The sequence below is a fragment of the Pseudomonas putida genome (assembly GCA_041879295.1).
Lineage (GTDB): Bacteria > Pseudomonadota > Gammaproteobacteria > Pseudomonadales > Pseudomonadaceae > Aquipseudomonas > Aquipseudomonas putida_Y.
Window position 1 is genome coordinate 4,640,951 of sequence record CP047152.1, and the last position, 19,135, is coordinate 4,660,085.

14 protein-coding genes are annotated in these 19,135 nt (G+C 61.9%); 6 read left to right on the forward strand and 8 right to left on the reverse strand.

Annotated features, from left to right (window positions below; translation table 11 throughout):
* Window positions 1–185: 185 nt before the first annotated feature.
* On the forward strand, window positions 186–1,637 hold the full coding sequence (locus tag GST84_21265) for a DHA2 family efflux MFS transporter permease subunit (GenBank protein ID XGB14728.1): 1,452 nt from the start codon (window positions 186–188) through the stop codon (window positions 1,635–1,637).
* A 117-nt stretch (window positions 1,638–1,754) separates the two neighbouring features.
* On the opposite strand, the gene ttgR is transcribed toward GST84_21265, so the two are convergent.
* The gene (gene ttgR / locus GST84_21270; GenBank protein XGB14729.1) at window positions 1,755–2,387 is read right to left on the reverse strand and encodes an efflux transport transcriptional regulator TtgR; all 633 of its coding nucleotides are present in this window, start codon (window positions 2,385–2,387) and stop codon (window positions 1,755–1,757) included.
* A gap of 257 nt (window positions 2,388–2,644) precedes the next feature.
* Between ttgR and ttgA the strand changes: the two genes are divergently transcribed.
* From ttgA to GST84_21295, 5 genes are all read left to right on the forward strand, one after another.
* Window positions 2,645–3,799, forward strand: a complete 1,155-nt coding sequence (gene ttgA, locus GST84_21275) for a toluene efflux RND transporter periplasmic adaptor subunit TtgA (GenBank protein XGB14730.1) — start codon at window positions 2,645–2,647, stop codon at window positions 3,797–3,799.
* Between the two features lie 3 nt (window positions 3,800–3,802).
* Window positions 3,803–6,955, forward strand: coding sequence for a multidrug efflux RND transporter permease subunit TtgB (gene ttgB, locus GST84_21280; GenBank protein ID XGB14731.1), 3,153 nt, complete (start codon window positions 3,803–3,805; stop codon window positions 6,953–6,955).
* Window positions 6,952–8,406 carry an AdeC/AdeK/OprM family multidrug efflux complex outer membrane factor gene (gene adeC, locus GST84_21285; protein XGB14732.1) on the forward strand — a complete coding sequence of 485 codons (1,455 nt, stop codon included), beginning with the start codon at window positions 6,952–6,954 and terminating at the stop codon, window positions 8,404–8,406. The genes ttgB and adeC overlap by 4 nt, the downstream gene beginning before the upstream one ends.
* A 405-nt stretch (window positions 8,407–8,811) precedes the next feature.
* Window positions 8,812–10,068 carry an outer membrane porin, OprD family gene (locus GST84_21290; protein XGB14733.1) on the forward strand — a complete coding sequence of 419 codons (1,257 nt, stop codon included), beginning with the start codon at window positions 8,812–8,814 and terminating at the stop codon, window positions 10,066–10,068.
* A gap of 242 nt (window positions 10,069–10,310) precedes the next feature.
* Window positions 10,311–10,835 (forward strand): DUF962 domain-containing protein, encoded by a 525-nt coding sequence (locus GST84_21295; GenBank protein XGB14734.1) that lies wholly within the window; start codon window positions 10,311–10,313, stop codon window positions 10,833–10,835.
* 82 nt (window positions 10,836–10,917) lie between these two features.
* Here the strand turns inward: GST84_21295 and pcaC are convergent, their stop codons facing one another.
* The 7 genes from pcaC to GST84_21330 form a co-directional block, all read right to left on the reverse strand.
* On the reverse strand, window positions 10,918–11,310 hold the full coding sequence (gene pcaC / locus GST84_21300; protein XGB14735.1) for a 4-carboxymuconolactone decarboxylase: 393 nt from the start codon (window positions 11,308–11,310) through the stop codon (window positions 10,918–10,920).
* Window positions 11,311–11,320: 10 nt separating this feature from the next.
* Window positions 11,321–12,112, reverse strand: coding sequence for a 3-oxoadipate enol-lactonase (gene pcaD, locus GST84_21305; protein ID XGB14736.1), 792 nt, complete (start codon window positions 12,110–12,112; stop codon window positions 11,321–11,323).
* Between the two features lie 11 nt (window positions 12,113–12,123).
* Window positions 12,124–13,476, reverse strand: coding sequence for a 3-carboxy-cis,cis-muconate cycloisomerase (locus GST84_21310; protein ID XGB14737.1), 1,353 nt, complete (start codon window positions 13,474–13,476; stop codon window positions 12,124–12,126).
* Between the two features lie 9 nt (window positions 13,477–13,485).
* Window positions 13,486–14,775, reverse strand: coding sequence for an MFS transporter (locus GST84_21315; GenBank protein ID XGB14738.1), 1,290 nt, complete (start codon window positions 14,773–14,775; stop codon window positions 13,486–13,488).
* Between the two features lie 187 nt (window positions 14,776–14,962).
* Window positions 14,963–16,165 carry a 3-oxoadipyl-CoA thiolase gene (pcaF, locus tag GST84_21320; protein ID XGB14739.1) on the reverse strand — a complete coding sequence of 401 codons (1,203 nt, stop codon included), beginning with the start codon at window positions 16,163–16,165 and terminating at the stop codon, window positions 14,963–14,965.
* Window positions 16,166–16,489: 324 nt separating this feature from the next.
* Entirely contained in the window at window positions 16,490–17,836 is a 1,347-nt protein-coding gene (locus GST84_21325; protein XGB14740.1) for an aromatic acid/H+ symport family MFS transporter, read from the reverse strand.
* 320 nt (window positions 17,837–18,156) lie between these two features.
* The gene (locus GST84_21330; GenBank protein ID XGB14741.1) at window positions 18,157–19,032 is read right to left on the reverse strand and encodes a helix-turn-helix domain-containing protein; all 876 of its coding nucleotides are present in this window, start codon (window positions 19,030–19,032) and stop codon (window positions 18,157–18,159) included.
* Between the last annotated feature and the right edge of the window lie 103 nt (window positions 19,033–19,135).

Genomic DNA, 19,135 nt, shown 5'->3' on the forward strand with positions numbered 1-19,135 from the left:
GCCTCTGTGGCATACCAACGATATCACGCAGCCATGCCTCGCTGGATGAATGCGCCAATGCCGATCTTGCATAGGGGATGCAGATAGTACATAGGAAGCTACCTAACTCAGGGTACAATTCGGGGGCTTCTCTGAGAGCAGGCTTGCCCGCCAAGGGGCTGCCGTAGACAAAACAAGGTATTCCCGTGACCGCCGCCCTGCCCCCTACCTCCCTGCGCAACGTGCTCACCGCCCTCATGCTGGCCATCTTCCTTGGCGCTCTGGACCAGACCATCGTCGCCGTCTCACTGCCCGCCATCTCGGCACAGTTCAGCGATGTCGGCATGCTGGCCTGGGTCATTTCCGGGTACATGGTGGCAATGACCGTGGCTGTGCCGATCTACGGCAAACTGGGCGACCTTTACGGCCGGCGCCGGATGATCCTCACCGGCATCAGCCTGTTCACCCTGGCTTCCATTGCCTGTGCAATGGCCCAGGACATGCAGCAACTGTTGCTGGCCCGGGTACTGCAGGGTATTGGCGCAGGCGGCATGGTCTCGGTGAGCCAGGCAATCATTGGCGACTTCGTGCCCCCACGCGAACGCGGCCGCTACCAGGGCTACTTCAGCAGCATGTACGCCGCGGCCAGCGTGGCCGGGCCAGTGCTGGGCGGCTGGTTGACCGAGTACCTGTCGTGGCGCTGGGTGTTCTGGATCAACCTGCCGCTGGGGCTGGTCGCCTTGTGGTCCATACACCGAGCCCTCAGTGGCATGCCGCTGCAGCGTCGCGAGGCACAGGTAGACTACCTTGGCGCCGTGCTGTTGATCCTTGGCCTTGGCAGCCTGCTACTGGGCATCACCTTGGTGGGCCAGGGCCACGCCTGGGCCGACCCGGCCGTGCTGGCGCTGTTCGGCTGCGCCCTGCTGGGCCTGACGCTTTTCATCGCCCACGAACGCCGCTGCACAGAGCCGCTGCTGCCGCTCAGCCTGTTCAGCAACCGGGTGGCGGTGCTGTGCTGGGCAGTGATCTTCTTCGCCAGTTTCCAGTCCATTTCCCTGACCATGCTCATGCCCTTGCGTTACCAAGGCATCACCGGCGCAGGTGCCGACAGCGCCGCCCTGCACCTGCTGCCGCTGGCCATGGGGCTGCCCATGGGCGCCTTCACAGGAGGCCGCATGACCAGCCGGACCGGGCGCTACAAGCCGCAGATCCTGGCCGGTGCACTGCTGATGCCAGTGGCCATTTTCGCGATGGCACTGACTCCGCCGCAATCAGCGTTGCTCGGTGCGCTGTTCATGCTGCTTACCGGTATTGCCTGCGGGCTGCAATTTCCGACCTCGCTGGTGGGCACACAAAGCGCGGTGGCCAGCAAGGACATCGGCGTGGCCACCAGCACCACCAACCTGTTCCGCTCGCTGGGCGGAGCCATGGGCGTGGCGTGCATGTCCAGCCTGTTGCTGGCACTGCTGCATCAGGGTGGTTTCGAACTGTCGGGTAATCCGTTGCTGGGGAGCTTGAAGGCCGCGGAGGTGGACCTGGTGACTCAGGGGCGGTTGCTGGACACGTTCAGGCAGTTGCTGATGGGGAGTGCACTTGTCGCGGTGCTGGGGCTGTTTGCGGCATTGGCTTTGCCCGACCGGCAATTGCGCGGCCGCTGAAGGCTACGCAGTCGCTGCAAGAGCCGCCTTGTGCTGTGAACAGCCGTAGTGCGGCCGCGCCCTTAATCCCCCCTTAACACAAAGGGGAAACACTCCCTCACAATCCTTAACAAAGTGTCATTTGCGCAGAGCCGGGCTCAAGCGCAGCATATCCAGCCCGGTGTCGACCCATTTTTCGACATCACCCAACAGATCGACACTGTCAGGCAGCAAGAGCCAGCGCCCGATCAGGCCATCGACATAGGCAAACATGGCCACCGCCGCGCGCTCGACATCCAGCTCGCCAGGCAACTGGCCCCGGCGCACGGCATTGGCCAGCGCCAGGGTGATGCCCTTGTGGCAATCCAGCACCGCACCCTGGCGCTGCTGGCGAATTTCACACATGTCATCGGTGAACTCGCACTTGTGATGCAGGATTTCATTGATACGGCGGGTTCGGGCATCGAGCACCAGCTCGTTGAACACCTGCAACAGCAGCTTGCGCATGCAGCCAAGCGGGTCGACTTCATCCTCGCTTTCGCTCGCGCGCGCCAAATGGTCATGGGTCTCGTGCAGGCTGTCGAGCAACGCCTGCACCAGCTCGGCCTTGTTGTTGAAGTGCCAGTAGATCGCCCCCCGCGTCACACCCGCCAGTTCGGCGATGTCGGCCAGGGTGGTTCGCGCAACCCCGCGCTTGTAGAAGGCCTTTTCCGCCGCCTCGATGATCTGGGCGCGGGTTTCCTGGGCTTCTTCTTTGGTTCGACGGACCATGGCAGTACAACCTCATCTGGCCCGAACGCGCAGCGCGTGCGGGGAACGCTCCGGGGAACCTCTGCTGGGGGCCTCTCGGATGAACTAATCAAGCGCTGAGGCAGTACCGGAGTACAGCTCAGCAGTATTTACAAACAACCATGAATGTAAGTATATTCCTTAGCAAGCTATTTATCCACCGGATAGCATTTTTTCCAGATCAAGATCTCTTCCATTACTCTTGAGCGTCTCCCTGCTCCAGCGACCCGAGGATCCTCATGCAATTCAAGCCAGCCGTTACCGCTCTGGTTTCCGCCGTCGCCCTGGCAACCTTGCTCAGTGGCTGTAAGAAAGAAGAAGCAGCGCCAGCGGCGCAGGCTCCTCAGGTCGGCGTCGTGACCATCCAGCCGCAAGCCTTCACCCTCACCTCGGAATTGCCGGGGCGTACCAGTGCCTACCGCGTCGCCGAAGTGCGCCCGCAGGTCAACGGCATCATCCTCAAACGCCTGTTCAAGGAAGGCAGTGAGGTCAAGGAAGGCCAGCAGCTGTATCAGATCGACCCTGCCGTATACGAAGCCACCCTGGCCAATGCCAAGGCCAACCTGCTGGCTACACGCTCGCTGGCCGAACGCTACAAGCAACTGATTGACGAGCAGGCCGTCTCCAAACAGGAATATGACGACGCCAATGCCAAACGATTGCAGGCCGAGGCTGCGCTCAAGAGCGCACAGATCGACCTGCGCTACACCAAGGTTCTGGCGCCGATCAGCGGCCGTATCGGCCGTTCTTCGGTTACCGAAGGTGCACTGGTGAGCAATGGTCAGACCGATGCCATGGCCACCATCCAGCAGCTCGACCCTATTTATGTCGACGTTACCCAGTCCACCGCCGAGCTGCTCAAGCTGCGCCGTGACCTGGAAAGCGGCCAGTTGAAGAAGGCCGGCGACAACGCCGCCTCGGTTCAGCTGGTATTGGAAGACGGCAGCCTGTTCAAACAGGAAGGCCGCCTGGAGTTCTCCGAAGTCGCGGTGGACGAGACCACAGGCTCGGTGACCCTGCGCGCCCTGTTCCCCAACCCCGATCACACCCTGCTGCCAGGCATGTTCGTGCATGCGCGGCTCAAGGCCGGTGTCAACGCCAACGCCATCCTGGCACCGCAACAAGGCGTGACCCGCGACCTCAAGGGCGCACCAACCGCCCTGGTGGTCAACCAGGAGAACAAGGTCGAACTGCGCCAGCTCAAGGCCAGCCGCACCTTGGGTAGCGACTGGCTGATCGAGGAAGGCCTCAACCCGGGTGACCGCCTGATCACCGAAGGGCTGCAGTACGTGCGCCCAGGCGTTGAGGTGAAGGTCAGCGAAGCCACCAACGTCAAGAAGCCGGCCGGCCCTGATCAGGCCAGCGCGGCAAAAGCAGACGCCAAAGCGGAGTAAACCATGTCGAAGTTCTTTATCGATCGCCCGATCTTCGCCTGGGTGATCGCCTTGGTGATCATGCTGGTCGGGGCCTTGTCGATCCTGAAGCTGCCGATCAACCAGTACCCCAGTATCGCGCCGCCGGCCATCGCCATCGCCGTGACCTACCCGGGCGCCTCGGCGCAAACCGTGCAGGACACCGTGGTGCAGGTGATCGAGCAGCAGCTCAACGGTATCGACAACCTGCGTTATGTGTCGTCGGAAAGTAACTCCGACGGCAGCATGACCATTACCGCCACCTTCGAACAGGGTACCAACCCCGACACCGCGCAGGTACAGGTACAGAACAAGCTGAACCTGGCTACCCCGCTGCTGCCGCAGGAAGTGCAGCAACAAGGTATCCGCGTCACCAAAGCAGTGAAGAACTTCCTGCTGGTGATCGGCCTGGTCTCCGAAGACGGCAGCATGACCAAGGACGACCTGGCCAACTACATCGTCTCGAACATGCAGGACCCGATCTCGCGTACTGCGGGTGTGGGTGACTTCCAGGTGTTCGGTGCGCAGTACGCCATGCGTATCTGGCTCGATCCGGCCAAGCTGAACAAGTTCCAGCTGACCCCGGTCGACGTCAAGACAGCTGTCGCCGCCCAGAACGTGCAGGTGTCTTCCGGCCAGCTCGGCGGCCTGCCAGCCCTGCCGGGCACCCAGCTTAACGCCACCATCATCGGCAAGACCCGCCTGCAAACCGCCGAGCAGTTCGAGAACATTCTGCTCAAGGTCAATAAAGACGGTTCACAGGTGCGTCTGGGTGACGTCGCCCAAGTGGGCCTGGGGGGTGAAAACTACGCAGTCAGCGCCCAGTTCAACGGCAAGCCGGCCTCCGGCCTGGCGGTAAAACTGGCAACCGGCGCCAACGCCCTGGACACCGCCAAGGCACTGCGCGAGACCATCAAAAGCCTGGAACCGTTCTTCCCGCCGGGGGTCAAGGCGGTATTCCCGTATGACACCACCCCAGTGGTCACCGAATCGATCAGCGGCGTGATCCACACCCTGATCGAAGCCGTGGTTCTGGTGTTCCTGGTGATGTACCTGTTCCTGCAGAACTTCCGCGCCACCATCATCACCACCATGACCGTACCGGTCGTATTGCTGGGTACCTTCGGCATCCTTGCCGCTGCAGGCTTCAGCATCAACACCCTGACCATGTTCGCCATGGTATTGGCCATCGGCTTGCTGGTGGACGACGCCATCGTCGTGGTGGAGAACGTCGAGCGGGTAATGTCCGAGGAAGGCTTGCCACCCAAGGAAGCGACCAAGCGCTCGATGGAACAGATCCAGGGCGCCCTTGTGGGTATCGCCCTGGTGCTCTCGGCGGTACTGCTGCCCATGGCGTTCTTCGGCGGTTCCACGGGTGTCATCTACCGGCAGTTCTCCATCACCATCGTCTCGGCCATGGGTCTGTCGGTGCTGGTTGCGCTTATCTTCACCCCGGCGCTTTGCGCAACCATGCTCAAGCCGCTGAAGAAGGGCGAGCACCACACCGCCAAAGGCGGGTTCTTCGGCTGGTTCAACCGCAACTTCGACCGCAGCGTCAATGGCTACGAGCGCAGTGTCGGCACCATCCTGCGCAACAAGGTGCCATTCCTGCTGGCCTATGCACTGATCGTGGTCGGCATGATCTGGCTGTTCGCCCGCATCCCTACCGCGTTCCTCCCGGAAGAAGACCAGGGCGTACTCTTCGCCCAGGTGCAGACCCCGGCCGGCTCCAGTGCCGAACGCACGCAGGCCGTGGTCGATCAGATGCGTGAATACCTGCTCAAGGACGAAGCCGATACCGTATCGTCGGTATTCACCGTCAACGGTTTCAACTTCGCAGGCCGCGGCCAGAGCTCGGGCATGGCATTCATCATGCTCAAACCATGGGATGAGCGCTCGAAGGAGAACAGCGTGTTCGCGCTGGCACAGCGTGCCCAGCAGCACTTCTTCACCTTCCGTGATGCAATGGTGTTCGCCTTCGCCCCGCCAGCGGTGCTTGAACTGGGTAACGCCACCGGCTTCGACGTGTTCCTTCAGGACCGCGGCGGTGTCGGCCACGAGAAGTTGATGGAGGCGCGCAACCAGTTCCTGGCCAAAGCCGCGCAGAGCAAGATCCTCAGCGCCGTGCGACCGAACGGCCTGAACGATGAACCGCAGTACCAGCTGACCATTGATGACGAACGTGCCAGCGCCTTGGGCGTGACCATTGCCGACATCAACAACACCCTGTCGATTGCGCTGGGCGCCAGCTACGTCAACGACTTCATCGACCGTGGCCGGGTCAAGAAGGTGTACATCCAGGGCGAACCAAGCGCGCGGATGAGCCCGGAAGACCTGCAAAAATGGTACGTGCGCAACGGCGCAGGCGAGATGGTGCCGTTCTCCTCCTTCGCCAAAGGCGAATGGACCTACGGCTCGCCAAAGCTGTCGCGTTACAACGGTGTCGAAGCGATGGAAATCCTCGGTGCACCGGCGCCTGGCTACAGTACCGGTGAAGCCATGGCCGAGGTCGAGCGCATTGCTGGCGAGCTGCCAAGCGGTATCGGCTTCTCCTGGACCGGCATGTCCTACGAGGAAAAACTCTCCGGCTCGCAGATGCCGGCGCTGTTCGCCCTCTCGGTACTGTTCGTGTTCCTGTGCCTGGCAGCCCTGTACGAAAGCTGGTCGATCCCGATCGCTGTGGTGCTGGTAGTACCGCTGGGTATCATCGGTGCACTGATCGCCACCAGCCTGCGCGGCCTGTCCAACGACGTGTACTTCCTGGTTGGCCTGTTGACCACCATCGGTCTTGCGGCGAAAAACGCCATTCTGATCGTCGAGTTCGCCAAGGAGCTGCACGAACAAGGCCGTAGCCTGTACGACTCAGCGATCGAAGCGTGCCGCATGCGTCTTCGCCCGATCATCATGACCTCGCTGGCGTTCATCCTGGGCGTGGTACCGTTGACGATCGCCAGCGGCGCTGGCGCCGGCAGCCAGCACGCCATCGGTACTGGCGTGATCGGCGGCATGATCAGTGCGACCGTGCTGGCTATCTTCTGGGTACCACTGTTCTTCGTCGCAGTGTCGTCACTGTTCGGCAGCAAAGAGCCGGAAAAAGACGTCACCCCTGAAAATCCACGTTATGAGGCTGGGCAATGACCAAGTCTTTGTTGTCCCTGGCGGTAACCGCTTTCATTCTTGGCGGCTGCTCGCTGATCCCTGATTACCAGACCCCGGAGGCGCCGGTGGCTGCGCAGTGGCCGCAAGGCCCTGCCTATTCGCCGACGCAATCGGCGGATGTTGCCGCTGCTGAACAGGGCTGGCGCCAGTTCTTCCACGACCCGGCGCTGCAACAGCTGATCCAGACCTCGCTGGTCAATAACCGCGACCTGCGGGTCGCGGCGCTGAACCTCGACGCCTATCGTGCGCAATACCGCATTCAGCGCGCCGACCTGTTCCCGGCGGTTTCGGCCACCGGCAGCGGCAGCCGCCAGCGTGTCCCGGCGAACATGTCGCAAACAGGCGAATCTGGCATCACCAGCCAGTACTCGGCCACTTTGGGTGTCAGCGCCTACGAGCTGGACCTGTTCGGCCGTGTGCGCAGCCTGACCGAGCAGGCCCTGGAAACCTACCTCTCCAGCGAGCAGGCGCGTCGTTCCACGCAAATCGCCCTGGTAGCCAGCGTGGCAAACGCCTACTACACCTGGCAGGCCGACCAGGCCCTGTTCAAGCTGACCGAAGAAACGCTGAAGACCTACGAGGAAAGCTACAACCTCACCCGTCGCAGTAATGAAGTCGGCGTGGCCTCGGCCCTGGACGTCAGCCAGGCGCGCACCGCCGTGGAAGGCGCCCGGGTCAAGTACTCGCAGTACCAGCGCCTGGTCGCCCAGGACGTCAACAGCCTGACTGTGCTGCTGGGTACCGGCATTCCTGCCGACCTGGCCAAGCCGCTGGCGCTCGATGACGACCAACTGGCCGAAGTACCCGCCGGGCTGCCATCGGATATCCTCCAGCGTCGCCCGGACATCCAGGAAGCCGAGCACCTGCTCAAGGCCGCCAACGCCAACATTGGCGCAGCCCGCGCAGCGTTCTTCCCAAGCATCAGCCTGACCGCCAACGCCGGCAGCCTGAGCCCCGACATGGGCCACCTGTTCTCGGGCGGCCAGGGCACCTGGCTGTTCCAGCCGCAGATCAACCTGCCGATCTTCAACGCCGGCAGCTTGAAAGCCAGCCTGGACTACTCGAAGATCCAGAAGGACATCAACGTCGCCAAGTACGAAAAAACCATCCAGACCGCCTTCCAGGAAGTCTCCGATGGCTTGGCGGCGCGCAAGACCTTCGACGAGCAGTTGCAGGCCCAGCGTGACCTGGTGCAGGCAAACCAGGACTACTACCGCCTGGCCGAACGCCGTTACCGCATCGGGATTGACAGCAACCTGACCTTCCTCGATGCCCAACGCAACCTGTTCAGTGCCCAGCAAGCTCTGATCGGAGACCGCCTGTCGCAGCTGACCAGCGAAGTCAACCTGTACAAGGCGCTCGGCGGTGGCTGGTACGAGCAGACCGGGCAGGAAAACCAGCAGGCTTCGGTGGAAACACCGAAAGGCTGATCGGCCTTGTTACAGCACAAGCCCACCCTTAGCGGTGGGCTTTGCTTTTTTACTGCCTGTGCCGGCCAATATCCCCCGGTGATTCACCGTCGCAGCCACCACCGTATTCGCGGGTGAACCCGCTCCTACACAGATCGTGTGGTGGACACATATCGGTGGTTGGGCGCAAGCCGTTGTAGGAGCGGGTTTACCCGCGAAGAGGCCAGCACAGGAGACTTATTAACCAACCAGAACATTCCGTTCGATTATCGCCCCGTTCCGTTTGCGGCGAATTGCCTCACCCCCGCACAACCCCGCACCATCCCCTCCACGCAACGTTGCCCAAGTTCATCAAAAAGACCCGCACCTGCAGGCCTGATCCTGCAGTGCAACAGCTCGACCATAAAAACAAGAGATCCACGACAGATGAGCATTTCGCTACCCGCACGCCAGCTGCTGCCCGGCCTGTTGGCCATGTCCTGCGCCCTCCCCGTGTTCGCCGCCAACGAAGGCGGTTTCATCGAGGACGCCAAGGCCACCCTCAACCTGCGCAACTTCTACATCAACCGCAACTTCGTTGACCCGGCCCACCCACAGGGCAAGGCCGAGGAATGGACGCAAAGTTTCATCCTCGATGCCCGTTCCGGTTTCACCCAGGGCACGGTCGGCTTCGGCGTGGACGTACTGGGGCTCTACTCGGTCAAGCTCGACGGCGGCAGAGGCACCACCAACACTCACTTGCTACCTGTGCATGACGACGGGCGCCCGGCCGATGACTTCGGCAGGCTGGGTGTGGCGCTGAAAGCCAAGCTGTCCGAAACCGAGCTGAAAGTCGGTGAATGGATGCCAGTACTGCCAATCCTGCGTTCAGACGATGGTCGCTCGTTGCCGCAAACCTTCCGCGGTGGTCAACTGACCTCCAGGGAAATCGCCGGTCTGACCCTGTATGCCGGCCAGTTCCGCGGCAACAGCCCGCGCAACGATGCCAGCATGGAAGACATGTCGCTCAACGGCAAAGCTGCCTTCACCTCCGACCGTTTCAATTTCGGCGGCGGTGAGTACAGCTTCAACGACAAGCGCACCATGATCGGCCTGTGGGATGCCCAGCTCAAGGACATCTACCGCCAGCAGTACCTCAACCTGACGCACAGCCAGCCGCTGGGCGACTGGACGCTGGGCGCCAACCTGGGCTACTTCATCGGCAAGGAAGATGGTGCCGAACGGGCCGGCAAGCTGGACAACCGCACCGCCTCCGCCTTGCTTTCGGCGCGCTACCAAGGCCACACCTTTTACGTTGGCCTGCAGAAGGTCAGCGGCGACGATGCCTGGATGCGGGTCAATGGCACCAGTGGCGGTACCCTGGCCAACGACAGCTACAATTCAAGCTTCGACAATGCCAAGGAGCGTTCCTGGCAGGTTCGCCATGACTTCAACTTCGCCACCGTCGGCGTACCCGGCCTGACCCTGATGAACCGCTATATCAAGGGTGAAAACGTCACCGTGGGCAGCGTGGACGATGGCAAGGAATGGGCACGGGAAACAGAGCTGGCCTATGTGGTGCAGTCGGGCAGTTTCAAGGACCTGTCGGTGAAATGGCGCAACTCGACCATGCGTCGCGACTTCAGCACCAACGCGTTCGATGAGAACCGCTTGATTGTGAGTTATCCGCTGAATCTTCTGTGAATCAGATGGCCTCTTCGCGGATAAACTCGCGAAGAGGCCAGTCTCCCCCTCAAGTGACCTAACGCTATAAACATTCATGCACCTTCTTCGGGGGTACGATTTGCTGCAGCTGAATAAAGCCCTGCCATGAATTTGCCAGTGCGAACTGCCACCATTCGCTGAGCTGATGATGGTGGTGACGGCGGACTATCCTGATCACTATCGGGTACAGGTGAAACCAAGCAGAACAGGGAGGCACAACAATGAAAACCCTCGTCGACCACCTGAGCCAATACGCCAACTACCACCGCGACCCGCGCAACATCGCCACCCACTTCGTCGGTATTCCCATGATCGTACTGGCAGTCACCATCCTGCTTTCACGCCCAGGCTGGGAGATGGCTGGCATGTGGCTGTCCCCTGCCCTGGTGGCAGCGGCGGCGTCGGTGTGGTTCTACCTGCGCCTGGACCTGCGCTTCGGGCTGGTGATGGGGCTGTTGCTGGGGCTGTGCCTGTGGGTCGGTGAGGTGCTGGCAGTGCAGTCGACAACACTATGGCTCGGCGCCGGGCTGGGGGCGTTCGTGGTGGGCTGGGTCATCCAGTTCATCGGCCATTACTACGAAGGCCGCAAGCCGGCATTTGTCGACGACCTGAGTGGCCTGATCATCGGGCCACTGTTCGTGGTGGCCGAAGCTGCGTTCATGTTGGGCCTGTGCCCGACGCTGAAGCATGCCGTAGAAACCAACGCCGGCCCGGTTGCCATGCGGGAGAAAAAGGCATCGGTTTAAGGGCCATCGCGGGCAAGCTCCCGGCCACAGGTCTGCAGGGTTATGCAGGACCTGTGGCAGGGAGCTTGCCCGCGAACACGATTTACTGGCGCGACTCTACGCCAAGCTCATCCCACACCGACTCAGCCAAGTGGAACGTGGCATTGGCCGCCGGAATGCCGCAGTAGATCGCGCTCTGCATCAGCACTTCCTTGATCTCGTCGCGGGTCACGCCGTTATTGGCTGCGGCGCGCAGGTGAAGCTTCAGTTCGTCGTTGCGGTTCATGCCGATCAGCATGGCGATGGTGATCAGGCTGCGGGTATGGCGCGGCAGCCCCGGGCGGGTCCAGATGTCACCCCAGGCGTGGCGGGTGATCATTTCCTGAAACTCGCCATTGAAGTCGTTGAGTTTCTCCAGGCTGCGGTCCACGTGGGCATCGCCCAGCACTGCGCGGCGCACTTGCATGCCAGCGTCGTAACGTTGTTTCTCGTCCATGGCATTGTCCTCAGTGAGCCAGCAGGAAATCGAGCACGCGGCGGCTGAAGGCCTCGCCAATCTCGACATTGGACAGGTGCGCAGCCGGGAAGTCGACGTACTCGGCACCTTGGATACCGGCCTGCATGAAGCGGCCATGCTCAGGGGTGGTCACTACGTCTTCAGTACCGGCAACGATCAGCGCAGGCACCTGGATGCGGCCCAGTTGCTCACGATAATCAGCGTCACGTACCGCTGCGCAGTTGCCGGCATAGCCTTGCGGGCTGGTTTGCGCCAGCATCTGACAGATACGCTGAGCCTGCTCCGGCTGTGCCTGGGCAAAACCTGGGGTGAACCAGCGGGCGATGGAGGCATCGCGCAGGTCGACCATGGCCTGCTGGCCACCTTTGAGCACAGTGTCGATACGGGTGTTCCATACCTCGTCGTTGGCGATCTTAGCGGCCGTGTTGCACAGGGTCAGGCTGCGCAGGCGCTCACCTGCATTGATGCCCAGCCACTGGCCGATCAGCCCGCCCATCGACAGGCCGACGAAGTGAGCCTTCTGGATGTCCAGCCCGTCGAGCAGGGCCAGCACGTCGCGGCCCAGCTGTTCGATGCTGTAAGGGCCTTCAGTGACCAGCGATGCACCGTGACCGCGGGTGTCGTAACGCAGCACCCTGAAGTGCTGGCTCCACAACGGAATCTGGGTGTCCCACATGCCCAGGTCGGTACCCAGCGAGTTGGACAGGACCAGCACCGGGGCGTCTTCCGGGCCATCGATCTGATAATTCAAAACGCCATCGGCCAGTTGCAAGTGCGCCACAGCGGTCTCCTTCAGGCAGTGAAACGTTGATGTTCGGACACGGCGCGCGCCACCCAGACGCGGGCCTGGCCCAGGTAATGGGCAGGGTCGAGCAGGCGATCGAGTTCTTCGCCAGACAGCTCGGCGCTGACCTGCGGTTCGTCACCCAGCACGGCACGCAGGTGCCGTTGTTCGGCTACCGCGCGCTGGCAGCATTGTTCCAGCAGGTGGTGGGCACGGTCGCGCCCCAGGCGCTGGGCAAGGACAATGCTCACCGCTTCGGCCAGCACCAGGCCTTGTGTCAGGTCGAGGTTATGGCGCATGCGCGCGGCATCCACCTCCATACCCTCGGCAATCATTTGAGCCTGGCGCAGGGCGCCAGAGACCAGGCAGCAGATATCCGGCAAGGTTTCCCACTCGGCATGCCATAGGCCCAGGCTGCGTTCGTGCTCCTGGGGCATGGCCGCGAACAGCGTCGACAGCAGGCCCGGCACGCGGGTTGCGGCACCGATCAACACGGCAGCACCCACCGGGTTGCGCTTGTGTGGCATGGTCGAAGACCCACCCTTGCCCGGCGCAGAAGGCTCAAACACCTCCCCCGCCTCGGTTTGCATCAGCAAGCTGATATCGCGGCCGAACTTGCCCAGGCTGCCGGCAACCAGGCCCAGTACCGAGGCAAACTCCACCAGGCGGTCACGCTGGGTGTGCCAGGGCTGTTCGGGCAGGGACAGTTTGAGCTGTTCGGCCAGCGCTTCGGCCACCGGCATCGCCTTGCTGCCCAAGGCCGCCAGGCTGCCCGAGGCTCCGCCGAACTGCAGGACCAGCAGGCGCGGGCGCAGTTCATGCAGGCGCTGACGGTGGCGGGTCAAAGCACCCAGTACACCGGCCAGCTTCATGCCCAGGGTCACCGGGGTAGCATGCTGCAACCAGGTACGCCCCACCAATGGCGTATCGGCATGCTTCAACGCCTGCTGCGACAGGGTATCAGCCAGCTTGCCAAGGTCAGCCTCGATCAAGTCCAGGGCATCGCGCAACTGCAGAACCAGACCGGTGTCCATCGCATCCTGGCTGGTCGCCCCAAGGTGCACATAGCGCTCAGCTTCAGGTACGCCAGTGGCGATCACTTTGCCCAACGCTTTCACCAACGGAATTGCCGAGTTGCCAGCGATCGCAATGGCATTGGCCAGTGCGCCGACGTCATAGCGCTCGGCCTGGCATGCCGCCTCGATGGCCGCCACCGCGGCGTGCGGGACCAAACCGGTAGAGGCTTCGGCACGGGCAAGCGCTGCTTCGAAATCCAGCATGCCCTGCAGGCGGCCACGGTCGGAGAAAATCTCGCGCATGGCCGGCGCGGTGAAATAGGCGTCGAACAGTTGGTTGCTCATGCAGCGTCCTTAATCATCATGGTGCAGATACACCGCCTGCTTCGGCAGGCGCAGGCTGAACAGGAAAGCAATCGCCATCATCGCCGTCACGTACCAGTAGAAAGTGTTTTCCATCCCCAGGGTTTTCAGACCCAGGGCCACATATTCGGCCGAACCGCCGAATGCTGCGTTGGCCACCGCATAGGCCAGGCCCACCCCCAGTGCACGCACCTGTGGCGGGAACATTTCGGCTTTCACCAGGCCGCTGATCGAGGTGTAGAAACTGACGATACACAGGGCCAGGCTGATCAGCACGAAGGCCATGAGCGGGCTGGTCACGGTTTTCAGTGCCATCAGCAGCGGCACGGTGAACAAGGTACCGAGCGCGCCGAACAGCAGCATCGAATTGCGCCGACCGATACGGTCGGACAGCATGCCGAAGAACGGCTGTACCACCATGAACAGGAACAATGCTCCGGTCATCACGTAGCTGGCGTTCTTGGCTGTCATGCCCGCAGTGTTGACCAGGTATTTCTGCATATAAGTGGTGAAAGTATAGAAAATCAGCGAGCCACCAGCGGTGTAACCCAATACTGTGATGAACGCCGCTGCGTGATTGCGGAACAGGCCACCGATCGAACCTGCATCCTTGTCATTGCGGGCTTCGGCGCTACTGGTCTCGTGCAGCGAACGGCGCAGCATCAACGAGATCAGGGCGGCGATGGCCCCCACCACGAAAGGAATGCGCCAGCCCCAGGCCCGCAGTTCATCTTCAGTCAGCAGCTGTTGCAGGATCACCACGACCAGTACCGCCAGCAACTGGCCGCCAATCAGGGTGACGTACTGGAACGAAGCAAAGAAGCCGCGCTGCCCACGCAGGGCCACTTCACTCATGTAAGTGGCCGTGGTGCCGTATTCGCCCCCAACCGACAGGCCCTGGATCAGGCGAGCCAGCAATAGCAGCGCCGGTGCCCAGGTGCCGATGCTGGCATAGGTGGGCAGGCAAGCGATCATCAGGGAGCCGAAGCACATCATCAGCACCGAGATCATCAGGGAATTCTTGCGACCATGGCGGTCGGCGAGGCGGCCGAAGATCCAGCCACCGATTGGGCGCATCAGGAAACCTGCGGCGAATACACCAGCCGTGTTCAACAACTGCACGGTGGGATCGTCCGAGGGGAAGAAGGCCGGGGCGAAGTAGATCGCACAGAAGGCGTAGACGTAGAAGTCGAACCATTCCACCAGGTTGCCTGACGAGGCACCGACGATAGCGAAGATGCGCTTGCTGCGTTCTTCGCCAGTGTAATAGGTTGAAGTCATGACGGTTTTACTCCTGGAGGGTACTAGGTAAATCTAGACATACCTGGTAACACACTCGTTCCGCTATCTGGCTGGCAATTGGCCTTATGTCTCACAGGACAGGCCTCTTCGCGGGCAAGCCCGCTCCCACAGGTGATTGCGTGGATCCCTGTGGGAGCTGGCTTGCCCGCGAAGAGGCCGGTACAGGTCAAACCCGCTCGATGGCCAGTGCCAGACCTTGGCCAACGCCCACACACATGGTCGCCAGGCCTTTACGCCCACCACTCTTCTCCAGCTGGTGCAGCGCAGTCAGCACCAGGCGCGCACCGCTCATGCCCAGCGGGTGGCCCAGGGCAATGGCGCCGCCATTAGGGTTTACCTGTGGCGCATCGTCAGCGACACCCAGCTCACGCAGCACTGCCAGGCCTTGGCTGGCAAACGCCTCGTTAAGCTCGATCACGTCGAAATCACTTACCGCCACCCCCAGACGCTCAGTCAGCTTGCGCACCGCCGGCACCGGGCCAATGCCCATGACACGTGGAGCAACGCCGCCGCTGGCCATGCCCAAAACGCGGGCGCGCGGGGTCAGGCCGTGCTTCTTCACCGCAGCGGCCGAGGCCAGGATCATCGCCGCGGCACCGTCGTTCACGCCCGAGGCGTTGCCGGCGGTGACCGTCTTGTCCGGACCGTTGACCGGTTTGAGCTTGGTCAGCGCCTCCAGAGTGGTTTCCGGGCGCAGGTGTTCGTCACGTTCGACGATGATTTCGCCCTTCTTGTGAGCGATACGCACCGGCACAATTTCTTCGGCGAAGAAGCCGGCAGCCTGCGCAGCAGCAGCCTTTTGCTGACTGCGCAGGGCGAACGCGTCCTGGTCAGCACGCGAAACCTGATAGTCATCAGCCACGTTGTCGGCGGTTTCCGGCATGGAATCCACACCATACTGGCTCTTCATCAGCGGGTTGATGAAACGCCAGCCAATGGTGGTGTCTTCCAGCTTCATGTTGCGCGAATAGGCGCTTTCAGCCTTGCCCATGACGAACGGGGCGCGCGACATCGACTCGACGCCACCGGCAATCACCAGTTCCATCTCGCCGCTGGCGATGGCGCGGAAAGCAGTGCCGATGGCATCCATGCCCGACGCACACAGGCGGTTCAGGGTGACACCCGGGATGCTTTCCGGCAGGCCGGCCAGCAGCAGTGCCATGCGGGCCACGTTGCGGTTGTCTTCACCGGCCTGGTTGGCGCAGCCGAAGAACACTTCGTCTACCTGGTCCCACTGCACGCCTGGGTTGCGCTCTACCAGCGCCTTCAGCGGCACCGCTGCCAGGTCGTCGGCCCGCACGCTGGCCAGGGCGCCGCCGAAGCGGCCGATGGGGGTACGGATGGCGTCACAGATGAATACGTCGTGCATCAGGCTTCTCCTGCCAGCTGGCCATGGGCCGCGGCGGTACGGGCGTCGAGGTCACACATGGTGGACAGCTCGATTTGGGTGGATTCGGAAATGGTCTGCGCGTGGCATTTGGAGGCTCCTGGTCAGGGTGCTTCGATAAACCCAGATTAAGGAGACTGGTGGGTACCTTACAATCCGATAATCGACTATTCGTGCGATTATCGAACCATTTGTTCTACAACTATTCCCCCACCACCAGGCAGTTGTGCGCCCTGATCGCAGCACAACACCGCTCCTGCCGGAGCAGCCTTGTGCTGCGAATGGGCCGCGACGCGGCCCTCGCCCTCAGGTTGCGTCGGAGTGGCTGACCAGCCCCTTGACGACCACACCCACGGTCGCCAGCGCCGCCGGTACGAGCAAGGCCGTCAGCACCTGCTCGAAGTTCCAGCCCAGGCCCAACAGCGTTGCGCCACTCCAGGCCCCTAGAATCGCACCAAAGCGGCCAATACCCAGCATCCACGATACACCTGTGGCCCGGCCCTGGGTGGGATAGAAGCGGGCCGCCAGCGATGGCATTGCCGACTGCGCACCGTTCACACACATACCGGCGACGAGTACCAGCGTGGCTAGCACGGTGATGTTACCCAGGCTCTGCCCCACTGCGTAGGCGAACACCCCGGCCAGCAGATAGAAAATGCCGATCACCTTGTGCGGATTGAAACGGTCCATGGCCCAACCCACGCCGACTGCGCTTAGCACTCCACCAAACTGGAACAGCGCGCCGATGAACGCGGCCTGCTCCATGCTCGCGCCGCTGTCACGCATCAGGGTTGGCAGCCAGCTGGTCAGGAGGTAGACGATCACCAGGCCCATGAAATAGGTCAGCCACAGCAGCACGGTGCCCAGGCCGTAGGTGCCAGAAAAGATCACCGCAAACACGTTGCGTGCAGCCACCGCCTTTTGCTCCGGCACACTGAAACTACCGGCCTCGGCCACCACTTGCGGCGCGATTGGCGACAAGGTCTTGCGCACCTTGTCGGTGCCGCGGTTGCGCACCACCAGGAACCGCGCCGACTCCGGCAGCCAGACCATCAGTACCAGCGCCAGCAGCAACGGCAGCACGCCACCGATGACCAGCAGGCTGTGCCAGCCGTAGGCCGGGATCATCTTGGCGGAAATGAAGCCACCACCGGCCATGCCCAGGTTGAAGCCACAGAACATGCTGGTCACCAGCAGCGACTTGAGGCGCTCCGGGGTGTATTCGGACAACAGCGTGGTGGCGTTGGGCATGCCAGCCCCCAGCCCCAGACCAGTCAGAAAGCGCAGCACCAGCAACTGGTCGACGTTGGAGGCATAGGCCGAGGCCAGACTGAAGCCACCGAACACCAGCACCGCCCCCACCAGCACGCCTTTGCGGCCGAAACGGTCAGCCAGCGGCCCGGACCCCAGCGCGCCGAATACCATGCCGATCAATGCAGCACTCATGACCGGCCCAAGGCTCGCGCGGTCGATCCCCCACTCTTGCGACAGTGCCGGGGCGATGAAACCCATGGCAGCGGTGTCCAGGCCATCGAGGAAGACGATCAGGAAGCACAGCAGCACAACCCGCCACTGATACCGGGATAGCGGCTGCTGATTGATGAAAGATTGAACGTCGAGGCTTTTGCCGACGTTGGTTTGCGCTTGGTTCATTATTGTTATCCAGAATGTAGGGCACAGTCAGGCCGTTGCACACGGGTAACCGGTACAAGGGCGATGATTGGGGTAAATGGCCTGGGTCAGCCTGGATATAACGTTACTGCATGCGGGTGCGGCCGCAGCAGCGAGGTGACAGTATTCATGAGTAAGTGCCTCTTATGTTTTTCTTGTTCGGTCGGCTGGCCGACCGTTGCGAGAGACATTAATCAGCGTGCCGAGGTGAAGCAATTCACTCGGCACGACACTGTGCGTTTATCGCACAAGAAACGGTTTTGCCTGTTCCGATCCGGGGCCGCAAAGTGCTCCCTGCGGACTCAACCGAACAACTGATGGCAAAGGTCCCGGCTGGCCGCCAGCAAAATCGGCAAGAACCGCTGCTCCAGCTCACTGCGGGTCACCCGCCCGACATGGGTACTTACATTCAACGCAGCCAATACCTGCCCCGAAGCGTCATACACCGGCACCGCAATCGATCGCAGCCCCTGTTCCAATTCCTGGTCGACCACGCACCAGCCCTGGGCGCGCACCTGCTGGATGCAGGCGAACAACGATTCAGGGTCATTCAGGGTACGGCTGGTGCGCGCCTTGAGGTCGGCACGTTCCAGGTACTCACGCAGGCTGGTGTCGTCCATGGCCGCCAGCAGAATGCGGCCCATCGACGTGCAATAGGCCGGCAGGCGCCCGCCCACTGACAGATCGACCGAGATCAGCCGCTCGACCGTGGCCGAACGGGCTATATAAAGAATGTCGTCACCTTCAAGGGTGGCCATGTTGGCCGCCTCATGTAACTGGTCGCTGATGCGATCCAGGTACGGCTGGGCAGAAATTGCCAGTGGTGTGGACGACAGGTAAGCATGCCCCAGCGTCAACACTTTGGGCAGCAGCGAATAGGTACGCCCGTCAGTGGTGGCGTAACCCAGCTTGATCAGCGTGTGCAGGCAGCGGCGCACCGCTGCGCGAGGGATTTCGGTACGGTGGCTGATCTGGGCGATGGTCAGGTGCCGCTTGCGCTCCTGGAAGGCCTGGATCACGGCCAGGCCACGTGCCAGAGAGGTCATGAAGTCAGGGTCACCGGTAAAGGCCTGGATGCGCTTGGCCGGGGAAGCCACGATCGGCGGCGCCATGGCAGCCGAAGCAGGTCGCGCCACCTCCGTATTGCCGGAATCGTTGTCCAGGGTTTCGTCACTCATCGCACACCTCAAAAAAAACACCGGTTCGTGCGATTATCGAACAAACGGCCGATAATCGCAATTGACCGCCGACACGTTTGCTTATACCTTTCCTCTGCCACTT

Excerpts from the sequence above, each read along its gene's own strand:
- GST84_21325 (XGB14740.1), bottom strand. The coding sequence starts at position 17,836 with ATGAACCAAGCGCAAACCAACGTCGGCAAAAGCCTCGACGTTCAATCT.
- ttgA (XGB14730.1), top strand. The coding sequence starts at position 2,645 with ATGCAATTCAAGCCAGCCGTTACCGCTCTGGTTTCCGCCGTCGCCCTG.
- GST84_21295 (XGB14734.1), top strand. The coding sequence starts at position 10,311 with ATGAAAACCCTCGTCGACCACCTGAGCCAATACGCCAACTACCACCGC.
- pcaC (XGB14735.1), bottom strand. The coding sequence starts at position 11,310 with ATGGACGAGAAACAACGTTACGACGCTGGCATGCAAGTGCGCCGCGCA.
- ttgB (XGB14731.1), top strand. The coding sequence starts at position 3,803 with ATGTCGAAGTTCTTTATCGATCGCCCGATCTTCGCCTGGGTGATCGCC.
- pcaF (XGB14739.1), bottom strand. The coding sequence starts at position 16,165 with ATGCACGACGTATTCATCTGTGACGCCATCCGTACCCCCATCGGCCGC.
- GST84_21315 (XGB14738.1), bottom strand. The coding sequence starts at position 14,775 with ATGACTTCAACCTATTACACTGGCGAAGAACGCAGCAAGCGCATCTTC.
- GST84_21290 (XGB14733.1), top strand. The coding sequence starts at position 8,812 with ATGAGCATTTCGCTACCCGCACGCCAGCTGCTGCCCGGCCTGTTGGCC.
- GST84_21330 (XGB14741.1), bottom strand. The coding sequence starts at position 19,032 with ATGAGTGACGAAACCCTGGACAACGATTCCGGCAATACGGAGGTGGCG.
- adeC (XGB14732.1), top strand. The coding sequence starts at position 6,952 with ATGACCAAGTCTTTGTTGTCCCTGGCGGTAACCGCTTTCATTCTTGGC.
- ttgR (XGB14729.1), bottom strand. The coding sequence starts at position 2,387 with ATGGTCCGTCGAACCAAAGAAGAAGCCCAGGAAACCCGCGCCCAGATC.
- GST84_21310 (XGB14737.1), bottom strand. The coding sequence starts at position 13,476 with ATGAGCAACCAACTGTTCGACGCCTATTTCACCGCGCCGGCCATGCGC.